12 protein-coding genes are annotated in these 12042 nt (G+C 73.2%); 5 read left to right on the forward strand and 7 right to left on the reverse strand.

Translation table 11 applies throughout. The annotated features are described in order from the left end of the window. Window positions 1–37 precede the first annotated feature (37 nt). The 4 genes from DQE82_RS01750 to DQE82_RS01765 form a co-directional block, all read right to left on the reverse strand. Window positions 38–997, reverse strand: coding sequence for a VWA domain-containing protein (locus DQE82_RS01750; protein WP_104113889.1), 960 nt, complete (start codon window positions 995–997; stop codon window positions 38–40). Then, window positions 994–2010 (reverse strand): DUF58 domain-containing protein, encoded by a 1017-nt coding sequence (locus tag DQE82_RS01755; RefSeq protein WP_113971835.1) that lies wholly within the window; start codon window positions 2008–2010, stop codon window positions 994–996. The genes DQE82_RS01750 and DQE82_RS01755 overlap by 4 nt, the downstream gene beginning before the upstream one ends. Further along, entirely contained in the window at window positions 2007–3056 is a 1050-nt protein-coding gene (locus tag DQE82_RS01760) for a MoxR family ATPase (RefSeq protein WP_043325980.1), read from the reverse strand. The genes DQE82_RS01755 and DQE82_RS01760 overlap by 4 nt, the downstream gene beginning before the upstream one ends. A gap of 192 nt (window positions 3057–3248) precedes the next feature. Then, the gene (locus DQE82_RS01765) at window positions 3249–3770 is read right to left on the reverse strand and encodes a hypothetical protein (RefSeq protein ID WP_043325982.1); all 522 of its coding nucleotides are present in this window, start codon (window positions 3768–3770) and stop codon (window positions 3249–3251) included. Window positions 3771–4051: 281 nt separating this feature from the next. Here DQE82_RS01765 and DQE82_RS01770 point away from each other — a divergent pair, with 281 nt between their 5' ends. After that, window positions 4052–5044 (forward strand): endonuclease/exonuclease/phosphatase family protein, encoded by a 993-nt coding sequence (locus DQE82_RS01770; RefSeq protein ID WP_113971836.1) that lies wholly within the window; start codon window positions 4052–4054, stop codon window positions 5042–5044. 1 nt (window position 5045) lies between these two features. Here DQE82_RS01770 and cimA read toward each other — a convergent pair whose 3' ends face one another. Beyond that, on the reverse strand, window positions 5046–6644 hold the full coding sequence (cimA, locus tag DQE82_RS01775; RefSeq protein WP_043325985.1) for a citramalate synthase: 1599 nt from the start codon (window positions 6642–6644) through the stop codon (window positions 5046–5048). 317 nt (window positions 6645–6961) lie between these two features. On the opposite strand from cimA, the gene DQE82_RS01780 reads away from it, so the two are divergent. The 4 genes from DQE82_RS01780 (at window position 6962) to DQE82_RS01795 (ending at window position 9504) form a co-directional block, all read left to right on the forward strand. Next, window positions 6962–7522, forward strand: coding sequence for a peroxiredoxin (locus DQE82_RS01780; RefSeq protein ID WP_030500869.1), 561 nt, complete (start codon window positions 6962–6964; stop codon window positions 7520–7522). Between the two features lie 2 nt (window positions 7523–7524). After that, a complete protein-coding gene (locus DQE82_RS01785) occupies window positions 7525–8055 on the forward strand; it encodes a carboxymuconolactone decarboxylase family protein (protein WP_104113885.1) in 531 nt (176 codons plus the stop codon). Between the two features lie 193 nt (window positions 8056–8248). Next, complete coding sequence (locus DQE82_RS01790) at window positions 8249–8713, forward strand: hypothetical protein (protein WP_030500871.1); 465 nt, start codon at window positions 8249–8251, stop codon at window positions 8711–8713. Window positions 8714–8763: 50 nt separating this feature from the next. Next, window positions 8764–9504, forward strand: a complete 741-nt coding sequence (locus DQE82_RS01795; RefSeq protein WP_113971837.1) for a tyrosine-protein phosphatase — start codon at window positions 8764–8766, stop codon at window positions 9502–9504. Window positions 9505–9556: 52 nt separating this feature from the next. Here DQE82_RS01795 and DQE82_RS01800 read toward each other — a convergent pair whose 3' ends face one another. Together DQE82_RS01800 and DQE82_RS01805 are read right to left on the reverse strand one after the other, a co-directional pair. Next, window positions 9557–10651 (reverse strand): branched-chain amino acid aminotransferase, encoded by a 1095-nt coding sequence (locus tag DQE82_RS01800; protein WP_043325988.1) that lies wholly within the window; start codon window positions 10649–10651, stop codon window positions 9557–9559. Window positions 10652–10845: 194 nt separating this feature from the next. Further along, window positions 10846–11877 (reverse strand): 3-isopropylmalate dehydrogenase, encoded by a 1032-nt coding sequence (locus tag DQE82_RS01805; protein WP_030500874.1) that lies wholly within the window; start codon window positions 11875–11877, stop codon window positions 10846–10848. Between the last annotated feature and the right edge of the window lie 165 nt (window positions 11878–12042).

A 12042-nucleotide genomic window follows, 5' to 3' on the forward strand; every position in this document is an offset into this window, starting at 1 on the left:
CTGGCTCCTCACATGTCGTGCGGTAGTGGTGTGCGGGTCAGGGCAGCCGGGAGAACCACCGCAGCGAGCCGGCGGCGGCGCCCATCGCCAGGACCAGCCCGAGGCCGATGAAGCGGGCCGAGATGTCCTGCCGTTCGGTGCGGTAGCCGACGGAGGTGCCGATGTCCTCGTAGACGTCCTTCAGCTCGGCGGTGGTGGACGCCTCGTGGAATCCGCCACCGGTCTGCTCGGCGACCGCCCGCAGCGTCTGCCCGTCCACCGGCACCTGGATCGCCCGGCCGCCCCGGTCGACCGATCCCCCGGGCGTGCCGAAGGAGATCGTGTGCACCGGCACCTTGGCGGCGACGGCCTGGTCGGCCGCCTCGATCGGGTCCATCCCGGAGGTGTTCGCGCCGTCGGAGAGGATGATGATCCGGGCCGGCGGCGGGTCCTTCGCGGCAGTCGCGTCAAGGCTCTTTACCGCGCCCAGCGAGGTGCTGATCGCCTCGCCGATCGCGGTGCCCTGCACGCCGGTGATGCCCTCCGCCAGCCGCCCGATGCCGTCGTGCAGCGCCTCCCGGTCGGTGCTCGGCGGCACCAGCACCGCGGCGCTGCCGGCGAACGCGACGAGGCCGACGTTGAACTCGTCCGGCAGCCCGTCGACGAACCGCCGGCCGGCCTCCTTGGCCGCTGTCAACCGGTCCGGGTCCACGTCACCGGCGAGCATCGAGGTGGAGACGTCGACAGCGACCATCACGGTGGCCCGTTCCCGGGGGACCCGTACCTCCGCCTCGGGGCGGGCGAACCCGACCACGAGCAGCGCCAGCATGGCCAGGAACAGGCCCGCCGGCACGTGCCGGCGCCAGGCCGGGCGGCGCGGGGCGACCCGGTCCAGCAGGCGCAGGTTGGTGAAGCGCACCGCGTACCGGCTCTGCCGCCGTTGCAGCACCAGATAGCCGGCGACCAGCGCGAGGACGGCGAGCAGCAGCCAGAGGCGGGCTGGTGACTGCCAGGTCATGCGACACCTCCCCGGGCGGCGGCCGGCACGGTGGCCAGCCGGCGCTGCTCGTGCACGTGCCGCACCACGTCCGCGCACCAGTCCCGGTCGGTGCGCAGCGCCATGTGGGTGGCGCCGGCCCGGCGCAGCGTGTGGCGTACCTGCTCGCGCTGCTCGGCGGCGGCGCGCGCGTACCGCTCGCGCAGGTCCGGGTCGCCGGTCCACACCTCGCGGTGCCGGCCGCTCTCCGGGTCGACGAGCGTGATCAGTCCGACGTCGGGCAGTTCCAGCTCGCGCGGGTCGGTCACCTCGACCGCGAGCACCTGATGACGGACCGCGAGGCGGCGCAGCGCCGCGGCCCACGGCGGGGGCGCGGCGTCCGGGTCGTCGGGCAGTTCGTCGAGGAAGTCGGAGACGATCACCACGAGCCCGCGCCGGGTGGCGACACGCTGCAGGCCGTCCAGGCCGTCGGCCAGGCCCGGCCCCGCGGCGGGCGGGCGTGCGCCGGCCGCGCCCGCGCCGTCCGGGTCCCGCCGGTCGTCGGTACGCGGAGCGCCGAGCAGCGCGCGGAGCAGCCCGAGCAGATGGGTACGCCCGCTGCGGGCCGGGAATCGGCGCAGCCCGTCGGGCGTGAGCACCTGCGCGCCGAGCCGGTTGCCGACTCCGGCGGTGAGGAAGCCGATCGCTGCGACAGCGGCCACCGCCAGCTCCCGTTTGTCCAGCGTGGAGGTGCCGTACTCCATGCTGGGGCTGGCGTCGACGAGCAGCCAGGTGGTCAGTTCCCGGTCCGCGTCGACCTGGCGGACGTGCGGCACCGTGGTCCGAGCGGTGACCGCCCAGTCCATCCGGCGTACCTCGTCCTCGCCGGGGCGGTACTCCCGGCTGCCGGCGGCCTCGCTGCCCGGCCCGGGCAGCAGGCCCCGGTACCGGCCGTGCAGCAGGCCGTCGAGCCGCCGGGTCACCGTCAGCTCCAGCCGGCGCAGCCGCTGGTCGGGCGCGAGGTCGGTCAGCCCGGGCTCGGCCGTGCTGGTCATGCCGCCGCCAGGTCCGGCGCCGCCTCGGTGGGCCCGTTCACCAGCCGGGGTGGTGGCACCGCCTCGATCACCCGGCGCACCACGTCCTCGCCGGAGATCCCGTCGGCGACCGCGTCGAAGGTGAGCACGAGCCGGTGCGCCAGCACGTCCACCGCCAGGTCCCGGATGTCCTCGGGGAGGACGTAGTCGCGGCCGTGGATGAGTGCCTGCGCGCGGGCGGCGGCCACCAGGCCGAGCGTGGCCCGGGGGCTGGCCCCGTACGCCAGCAGCGGCGCGATGTCGGGCAGGCCGAAGCGTTGCGGGTCGCGGGTGGCGAGGATGAGGCGGACCACGTACTCGGCGAGCGCGTGGTGGACGAAGACGTCGGTGGCGCGGCGCTGGAGTTCCCGCAGCCGGATCGGGTCGAGCACGGTGCTCGCGGTGGGGCGCTCGGTGCTCATCCGGTAGAGGATGGCCAGCTCGTCGGCGTCGCTCGGGTAGTCGACCACGACCTTCATGAGGAAGCGGTCGCGTTGCGCCTCGGGGAGCTGGTAGACGCCCTCGGACTCGATCGGGTTCTGGGTGGCCAGGACCAGGAACGGCTCCGGCACCGGCCAGCTCCGCCCGCCGATCGAGACCTGCCGCTCGGCCATCGCCTCCAGCAGGGCCGACTGCACCTTGGCCGGGGCCCGGTTGATCTCGTCGGCGAGCACGAGGTTCGCCATGATCGGTCCCAGCTCCACGTCGAACTGCTCGGTCGAGGCGCGGTAGATGCGGGTGCCGACGATGTCGGAGGGCACCAGGTCGGGCGTGAACTGGATCCGGGAGAAGGTGCCGCCGACGACTGTGGCGAGGGTCTGCGCCGCGAGCGTCTTGGCCACCCCCGGTACGCCCTCCAGCAGGCAGTGACCGTCGGCGATGAGGGCGGTGAGCAGGCGTTCGACGAGCCGATCCTGCCCGACGATCACGCGTTTGACCTCGGCGAGGGTCTGTTCCAGCTCGACGCCGCTCGCGTCGGCATCGACCGGGCTGGGCACGCTGGCCAGGGTGTCCGAGATGTCCGTCACGGTGCTTGCTTCCCGGGCCGGACCGGCGACAAACGTCGGATTATCGGACCCGGACCGGCAGTGGCCGAACCGGACGGGCAGCATCTCCCCGATCGGGCGGCAACGGCGCGAACCCCATCGGTCCGGGCGGGACCGGGACGGAACACGACACCGGCCCCCGCCGCAGCGGAGGCCGGTGCGCGGCCGGACGGGTCAGTTGGCGACCAGGATGTGGAACGGCCGGTCGGCGAAGCCGCCGGTGGAGTTGCGGGTCTGCACGAAGACCGCGTTGGGGGTCAGCGTGCGCGGCGCGGCCGAGATCTCGCCGCCCGGCGGCACGTTCGCCGAGTCGTTCGTGCCGATCGAGACGTGGTACGCCTTGGCGGACACGTCGTAGTCGAACAGCACCTGGTACTGCCCGGCGGACACGCCCGGGCCGGGTACGAACCGGAGCGAGGACACCACGTTGCCGGAGTGCTGCAGCAGCGTCCCGTTCGCCGACACGACCGCCCAGGCGACCTGACCGGGGGCCGGCGGGGCCAGCGTGGCCCGCATGGCGGCGCGGGCGGCCTGCCGCTCGGCGGCGGTCACCGGCGGCTGCGCGGTGCTGTGCCGGGCGCCGGGCTGGGGTCGCGCCTCCGCCTGGGCGGCCGCGGCGATCCCGCCACCGGCCAGGGTGAGGGACAGCGCGGCGAGCGCCACCACCGTCGCCTTTCGCTTGAAGAATGTGGCCATGAGTTCTCCCTTGGTTAAACCGTGGTGATACGGCGACTGCGCGCGTCAAATTGCGGATCATCGGGAATCCGCCCGGGGAGCGCACCGCTCGTGAGCTGGCCTTACTACAGAGAGTCGCGACGTCTCAACCAGGGGGAACGTAGCACCGGAAAACGCGGGCGGTCAATAGCTCATATTGCGTGTCCGACCGATCGAAAAAGTGCTCAGAAATTGCGGTCGAGCATTCACGAAATTGTTTCGCCGGGCATCGCGGCAGCGCGGACCCGGGTAGCCTGACGGCCATGATCACAGCGCCGGACCTGTCCCGGGGCGGCACCCGGGGCGGCCGCTGGGCCACCGCCGCGTGCTGGCTGGCAGCGGCGCCGGTCGCCGCCTGGGCGCTGGTACGCCTGGCCGGGCTGGAACGCGGTCCGCTGGTGCTGGCGATCGCCTTCACGCCGTACGTCGCCGCGCTGGCCCCGGTCGTGGCGGTGTCGGCGCTCGCCCTGCGGCGCCGGGCCCCGGCGGTGGTCGCGGCCCTCGCCGCGCTGTCGTTGATCGGCGCGGTGGCGCCCCGGGCGGTCCCCGACGCCCGTCCCCCGGCCGACGGGCCGACGCTGCGGCTGCTCACCGCCAACCTGCGCCTCGGCTCGGCCGACCCGGCGGGACTTGTCGACCTGGCCCGGGTCCGGCGGGTGGACGTGCTCACGGTGCAGGAGCTCACCCCGGCGCTCGCGGCCGAGCTGGACCGGCTCGGCCTGGCCACGCTGCTGCCCTACCGGTCGCTGAGCCCCGAGGTCGGCTCCACCGGCTCCGGCGTGTACGCCCGCCACCCGCTGCGCGACACCGGGCACCGCCGCAACCAGGGGTTCTTCTTCACCCAGGCGTACGCGACGGTGACGGTGCCGGGCGCGCCGCCGTTACGGGTGGAGTCGGCGCACCCGGCCGCGCCGTACGCGGTGGACGTGGTGCCGGACTGGTGGACCGACCAGCGCGCCCAGCCGCCGGCCACCCCGGACGGCGGGCTGAGCGTGCTGGCCGGGGACTTCAACGCGACGCTCGACCACGCGGCGCTGCGGGAGCTGATCGCCACCGGTTACACCGACGCGGCGGACGCGGCCGGGGCCGGGTTCGGCGGCACCTGGGGGCCGTACGACGGCGACCCGATCCCGCCGGTCACCATCGACCACGTCCTGGTGGACCGGCGCATCGCGGTGCGCGCCGCCGGCACCTTCCCGGTGCCGGGCAGCGACCACCGCGCGTTGCTGGCCGAGCTGCGCCTGCCGGCCGGGTGAGTCAGGCCGCGGTCCCGCCCGTCACGCGGGTCCGGTCCAGGCCGTAGGTGAGCGCGTCGACGAGCGCGTGCCAGCTGGCCTCGACCACGTTCGGGTGCACGCCCACGGTGGTCCAGTCGCGGCCCGCCCCGGCGGTCTCCACGAGTACGCGCGTCACCGCGCCGGTGCCGTGGCTGCCCTCCAGGATGCGGACCTTGTAGTCGGCCAGCTGGAACTCGCGCAGCTCCGGGTAGTGCCGGGACAGCGCCACCCGCAACGCCTCGTCCAGCGCGTTGACCGGGCCGTTGCCCTCGGCGGTGGCGATCACCCGCTCGCCGCGTACCCGGATCTTCACCGTGGCCTCGGAGACCACCGCGCCGTCCTCGCGGTGCTCGACCAGCACCCGGTACGACTCCAGCGTGAACGGCCGGACCGGCGCCGCGCCCGGCAGTTCCGAGCGGACCAGCAGTTCGAACGAGGCGTCGGCGGCCTCGAACGACCAGCCATCGGCCTCCAGCTCCTTGACCCGCCCGGTGACCTTGGACAGGGTGTCCGGATGGCCGGCCAGGTCCAGACCGAGCTCACGGCTCTTGAGCTCGATGCTGGCCCGGCCGGCCATCTCGGTCACCAGGATCCGCATGTCGTTGCCCACCACGGTGGGTTCCACGTGGTTGTAGAGCAACGGGTCGACCTTGATCGCGCTCGCGTGCAGCCCCGCCTTGTGAGCGAAGGCGGCAGCCCCGACGTAGGCCTGGTGGGTGTCGGGGGCGATGTTGGCGATCTCGGCGATGGCGTGCGAGACCCGCACCATCTGTTCCAGGCAGCCCTCCGGTAGGACGGGCATGCCCAGCTTGAGCTGAAGATTGGCGACGATCGCGAAGATGTCGGCGTTGCCGGGGCGCTCGCCGTACCCGTTGGCGGTGCCCTGCACGTGGCGGACGCCGGCCTCGACGGCGGCGATGGTGTTGGCGACCGCGCAGGCGGTGTCGTTCTGCGCGTGCATGCCGAGCCGTTCCGGCGCGATCCCGGTGCGCGCCACCAGCCCTTCGATCACGGCGGTGACCTGGGAGGGCAGCATGCCGCCGTTGGTGTCGCAGAGGACGAAGCGCTCGGCGCCGGCGGCCAGCGCGGTCTCCGCCACAGCGGTGGTGTAGCCCGGGTCGAAGCGGAACCCGTCGTAGCAGTGCTCTCCGTCGACGAAGACCCGCCGACCCTGCGCCACCAGGTACGACACGGTGTCGCGGATCATGGCGAGGTTCTCCTCGGCGGTGGTGCGCAGCGCGCGTTCCACGTGCCGCAGGTCCGCCTTGGCGACCAGGGCGACGGCCGGGGTCTGCGCGTCGAGCAGCCCGCGCACCTGCGGGTCGTCCTCGACCGCGAGGCCGGCCTTGCGGGTGGCGCCGAAGGCGACCAGGATCGCGTGCCGCAGTTCCAGCTCGGTGCGGGCCCGGCGGAAGAACTCGGTGTCCTTGGGCACCGCGCCCGGCCAGCCCCCCTCGATGAAGCCGACCCCGAGGTCGTCGAGCAGGCGGGCCACCGCCAGCTTGTCGACCACCGAGTACGTGAGTCCTTCGCGCTGGGCGCCGTCGCGCAGCGTCGTGTCGTACACCTGGAAGGTCATCGGAGTCCTCTTCTCGTGTCCGTCCTGGGCGCAAACAAAAAGACCCCCCGCGGATGCGGGAGGTCTGCGCGCTCGGCGAGGGAAGGCCGGCGCGCTAGCTGCTAATGATCAGGACGAAGCTGGTCACGACCAGTACTCTGCCACCCCGCCCCCGCTTTTGGGAGGCGAAACCCATATTCCGGGACGATCGCGGGGCTGGTGACCGCCTTCACACCCGGCGACCGCCCGCCACGAGCGCAAACAGGGCTGCGGAAGAATCTTGAACAGATCCAGTTACTGGCCCGGCGGTGCTGCCGGGTCACGCTCAAGGAGGACCCGTGCTCACTGTCGGTGACCACTTCCCCGAGTACGAACTCACCGCCTGCGTGTCGCTCGACGCCGACAAGGCGTTCGAGACGATCAACCACAAGTCCCACGAGGGCCAGTGGCGCGTCGTGTTCTTCTGGCCGAAGGACTTCACCTTCGTCTGCCCCACCGAGATCGCCGAGTTCGGCCGTCTCAACGGCGAGTTCGCCGACCGCGACGCCCAGGTGCTCGGCGTCTCCGTCGACAACGAGTTCGTCCACTACGCCTGGCGCAAGGACCACCCGGACCTGCGCGAGCTGCCCTTCCCGATGCTCAGCGACATCAAGCGTGAGCTGACCTCCGCCTGCGGCGTGCTCGGCGCCGACGGTGTCGCGCAGCGGGCCACCTTCATCGTGGACCCGAACAACGAGATCCAGTTCGTCATGGTGACCGCCGGCTCGGTCGGCCGTAACGTCTCCGAGGTGCTGCGGGTGCTCGACGCGCTCCAGACCGACGAGCTGTGCCCGTGCAACTGGAACAAGGGCGGCGCGACGCTCGACGCCAACGCGCTCCTCGCCGGCGCCGGGGCCTGACCATGGGCCTGGACGCGATCAAGGCGGGCCTGCCCGAGTACGCCAAGGACATCCGGCTCAACCTCGGCTCCACCATCACCACCTCGACGCTGAAGCCGGAGCAGGCGTGGGGCACCGCCCTGGCCTGCGCGGTGGCGGCCCGCAACCCGGTGGTGCTGCGGGAGATCGCCGCCGAGGCGGCCGGTCACCTCACGCCCGAGGCGGTCGCGGCGGCCAAGGGCGCGGCTGCGGTCATGGCGATGAACAACGTCTACTACCGGGCCAAGCACCTGATCGGCGACGAGCAGTACGCGTCGCTGCCGGCCCGGCTGCGGATGCAGATCATCGCCCGCCCCGGCGTGGAGAAGACCGACTTCGAGCTGTGGTGCCTCGCCGTCTCGGCGATCACCGGCTGCGGCGTCTGCCTGGAGTCGCACGAGAAGACGCTGCGCGCCGCCGGGTTCAGCCGGGAGCAGGTGCACGAGGGGCTGCGGATCGCCGCCGTCGTACACGCCGCCGCGGTGACCCTGGACGCGGAGGCCGCGCTGGCCTGATCCACCGGCTCGGACGCGCCCGACCGGCGCCGCGCGGGCCGACCTCCCGAGGGGCCGGCGTCACCACCGTGGCGCCGGCCCCTCGGCGTCGGCGGGCCGGCCGCCGGCGGGTTGGTGCCCGGACAGGGTGGGTAACCCTCCCGACTGATGACGGCGCCGCGACGGCCGCGGCCCTGGGGACGGGAGGCGGCACATGGACGGACTGGACCCGCGCGCCACGCACGGCGGCACCGAGCCGATCCTCGACGACGGCCGGGGCACCGTCGCCGGGGGCGCCCCGGCGGGCGCCTTCGACCCGTGGCGCTACCGCGACGAGGCGGGCGTGGCGAGCGCCGACCTGACCGGCTACAAGGTCGAGGCCACCGACGGCGCCATCGGCAAGATCGACCGGGCGAGCCACGAGGTGGACGACAGCTACCTGGTCGTGGACACCGGGCCGTGGATCTTCGGCAAGAAGGTGATGCTCCCGGCCGGGACCGTGAACCACGTCGACCACGACGCCCGCACCGTGCACGTCGACCGGGAGAAGGACCAGATCAAGGCCGCCCCGGAGTACGACGAGTCCAGCCACGCCGACCCGGGCTACCGGGACCGGCTCGGCGGCTACTACGGCGAGAGCCACTCGGCGCTGCCGCCGGACGTGCCGCCGCGCATCTGACACCGCGGCGACGGCCGGCGGGGACGTGGGAACGCCCCGCCGGCCGTACCGTGTCGGATGTGGACGTCCCGCAGAGCCCCTTCCCCACCCTGTTCAACTTCCGCGACGTCGGCGGATACGCCGCTCAGGACGGGCGCACCGTGCGCCGCGGCCGGCTCTACCGTTCCGACTCGCTGCACCGCATCGACGAGACCGACCGGGCGGCGTTCACCGCGCTCGGCATCCGTACCGTGATCGACCTGCGCCGCCCCACCGAGGTGGAACGCGACGGGCGGGTGCCCGCCTACGACGGGCTCGCCTACCGGCACATCCACCCCGAGCACGCCGACTGGGGCGCGAACCGGTTCGACGCCTCCGGCGTCAGCCTGGCCCGCTACCTGGCCGACCGGTACGCCGACCTGGCGCGTACCGGCACCGCCGGGCTCGCCGAGGCGGTCGGGCTGATCGCGGACAGCGCCAACGCGCCGGTGGTGGTGCACTGCGTCGCCGGAAAGGACCGCACCGGCATCGTCTGCGCGCTCACGCTCTCCGTGCTCGGGGTGCCCGACGAGGACGTGGTCGCCGACTACGCGCTCAGCACCGCGGCGTCGCAGCGCTTCACCGAGTGGGTCCGCGCCACGCTGCCGGACGCGGAGGAACCGCCGCCGCCGTTCCTGGAGTCACCGGCCGAGACGATGGAGCTGTTCCTGGCCGAGCTGCGCGCCGGCCACGGCTCGGTCGAGGGTTACCTGACCCACGCGGGCGTCACCGAGACGCAACTGGAGTCGCTGCGCACCCACCTGCTGGACTGACGCCGCGCGGTGAGCAGGGAGCGGACTCGCTGCTCACCGCGCGGTCGGGCGGTCAGATGACCCGGGTGACCCAGCCGTGCGGGTCCTCGGCGCGACCGCGCTGGATGTCCACCAGCTTCTGGCGCAGCGCCATGGTGACCTGGCCGGGCTCGCCGCCGCCGATGAGGAACTCGCCCTCCGGGAAGCGCACGCCGCCGATCGGGGTGACGACAGCGGCCGTGCCGCAGGCGAACACCTCGCGCAGCCGCCCGCTCGCCGCGTCGGCCTGCCAGTCGGCGAAGCTGACCGGCGCCTCCCGCACCTCGTGCCCGGCCTCGGCGGCCAGGGTGAGGATCGCGTCGCGGGTGATGCCGGGCAGGATCGTGCCGCCCAGCGGCGGGGTGACGATGCTGCCGTCGTCGTAGACGAAGAAGACGTTCATGCCGCCCAGCTCGTCCACGTAGCGCCGCTCGACCGCGTCCAGGAAGACCACCTGGTCGCAGCCCGCCTCGATCGCCTCGGCCTGCGCCGCGAGCGACGCGGCGTAGTTGCCGCCGCACTTCGCCGCGCCGGTGCCGCCGGGCGCGGCCCGGGTGTAGTCCGGCGAGACCCAGACCGTCACCGGCTTCACCCCGCCGGAGAAGTACGCCCCGGCCGGCGAGGCGATGACGCAGTACAGGTATTCGTTGGCCGGGCGCACGCCGAGGAAGACCTCGCTGGCGAACATGAACGGACGCAGGTAGAGGCTGGCGTCCTCGTGCTCCGGGATCCACGCCTGGTCGATCTCGACCAGACGGCGCAGCGACTCCACGAACGTCGCCTCCGGCAGCTCCGGCATGGCGAGCCGGCGGGCGGACGCGCTGAACCGGGCCGCGTTGGCCTCCGGGCGGAACATCGTCACCGCGTCGCCGGTGCGGTACGCCTTCAGCCCTTCGAAGATCTCCTGCGCGTAGTGCAGCACCGCCGCGGCCGGGTCCATCGGGATCGGCGCGCGCGCCTCCAGGCGGGCGTCGTACCAGCCCTTACCCTCGGCGTAGCGGATGGTGACCATGTGGTCGGTGAAGACCCGGCCGAAACCGGGGTTCGCCAGCAGGGCGGCCCGGTCGGCGGCGGATACCGGCGCGGGATTCGGACGGATCTCGAAATCGAGCTTGTCACCACCGCTCATCGCGCTGACCTCCCTGCGGGTTCACGGCATGCGGGATCGCACGCCGACGTCACTGGTGCCAGAAACTTACCCCGAACGGTCGTTCAGCGGATAGGTCCGCCCCTCGCACGGCTGCGCCGCACCGGACCGCCGAATCGGGCCCGGAGACGGGTCTGGCGGCCCGTTACCGGGCCGCCAGGTGAGGATCGGCCCGGTCAGGATACGGCGTACCCGGCGAGCCGGTCGCCGACCTCCTCGGTGCGCAGCGGCGCGCCAGGCGTGCGCGCGGCCAGCTCGGCGCCGACCGCGGCGGTGACCCGGGCGGCGGCGTCGGCGTGGCCGAGCTGGTCCAGCAGCAGCGCGGCGGAGAGCACGGCGGCGACCGGGTCGGCGACGCCCTTGCCGGCGATGTCCGGCGCGGAGCCGTGCACCGGCTCGAACATCGACGGGTAGCGCCCCTCCGGGTTGATGCAGCCGCTGGCCGCCAGCCCGATGCCACCGGTCACCGCGGCGGCGATGTCGGTGAGGATGTCGCCGAAGAGGTTGTCGGTGACCACCACGTCGTACCGGGACGGGTTGGTCACCAGGAACATCGCTGCGGCGTCGATGTGCTGGTACTCGGTGGTGACGTCGGGGTGCTCGGCGGCCACCGCGGCGAAGGCGCGCGACCAGAGCGAACCGGCGTGGGTGAGCACGTTGGTCTTGTGCACGAGCGTGACCTTGCGCCGTTCGCGACGGCGGGCGCGGGCGAAGGCGTCGCGGATGACCCGCTCGACGCCGTGCCGGGTGTTCAGGCTCTCCTCGGTGGCCACCTCGGCCGGGGTGTCCCGGTGCAGCGCGCCTCCGGCGCCCGCGTACAGCCCCTCGGTGCCCTCGCGGACCACCACGAGGTCGACCTCGCCGGGCTTGACCGCGGCGAGCGGGCCGCCGACGCCGGGCCAGAGCCGGGACGGGCGCAGGTTGACGTACTGGTCGAAGGCGAACCGGAGCTTGAGCAGCAGGCCGCGCTCCAGCACGCCCGGCGGCACGGTCGGGTCGCCGACCGCGCCGAGCAGGATCGCGTCGTGACCGGCCAGCTCGTCGAGGACGGAGTCGGGCAGCGCCTCGCCGGTGCGGTGCCAGCGCGCCGCGCCCAGGTCGTACTCGGTGGCCTCGATGCCGGGCAGCACCGCGTCGAGGACCTTGCGGGCCTGCGCGACCACCTCGGGTCCGATGCCGTCACCGGCCACCACCGCGATGCGTGCCACCTGATGCTCCTCGTCTCGACGTTCCCGGCAACGGTACGTCGGTGTCCCGTCCCCCGGTACGAATCTTCCACCATTCGGGAACGCGAGTCACAGGATCCTCCCAGCTGACACCCATGGCGCGGTCATCTCCACTGCTTAGGGTCGGGTTTCATCGGGTCGACGCAG

The sequence above is a fragment of the Micromonospora sp. LHW51205 genome (genome assembly GCF_003315815.1).
In the GTDB taxonomy this organism is placed as follows: domain Bacteria; phylum Actinomycetota; class Actinomycetes; order Mycobacteriales; family Micromonosporaceae; genus Micromonospora; species Micromonospora chalcea.

Excerpts from the sequence above, each read along its gene's own strand:
- DQE82_RS01750 (WP_104113889.1), bottom strand. The coding sequence starts at position 997 with ATGACCTGGCAGTCACCAGCCCGCCTCTGGCTGCTGCTCGCCGTCCTC.
- DQE82_RS01755 (WP_113971835.1), bottom strand. The coding sequence starts at position 2,010 with ATGACCAGCACGGCCGAGCCCGGGCTGACCGACCTCGCGCCCGACCAG.
- DQE82_RS01765 (WP_043325982.1), bottom strand. The coding sequence starts at position 3,770 with ATGGCCACATTCTTCAAGCGAAAGGCGACGGTGGTGGCGCTCGCCGCG.
- DQE82_RS01770 (WP_113971836.1), top strand. The coding sequence starts at position 4,052 with ATGATCACAGCGCCGGACCTGTCCCGGGGCGGCACCCGGGGCGGCCGC.
- cimA (WP_043325985.1), bottom strand. The coding sequence starts at position 6,644 with ATGACCTTCCAGGTGTACGACACGACGCTGCGCGACGGCGCCCAGCGC.
- DQE82_RS01785 (WP_104113885.1), top strand. The coding sequence starts at position 7,525 with ATGGGCCTGGACGCGATCAAGGCGGGCCTGCCCGAGTACGCCAAGGAC.
- DQE82_RS01790 (WP_030500871.1), top strand. The coding sequence starts at position 8,249 with ATGGACGGACTGGACCCGCGCGCCACGCACGGCGGCACCGAGCCGATC.
- DQE82_RS01800 (WP_043325988.1), bottom strand. The coding sequence starts at position 10,651 with ATGAGCGGTGGTGACAAGCTCGATTTCGAGATCCGTCCGAATCCCGCG.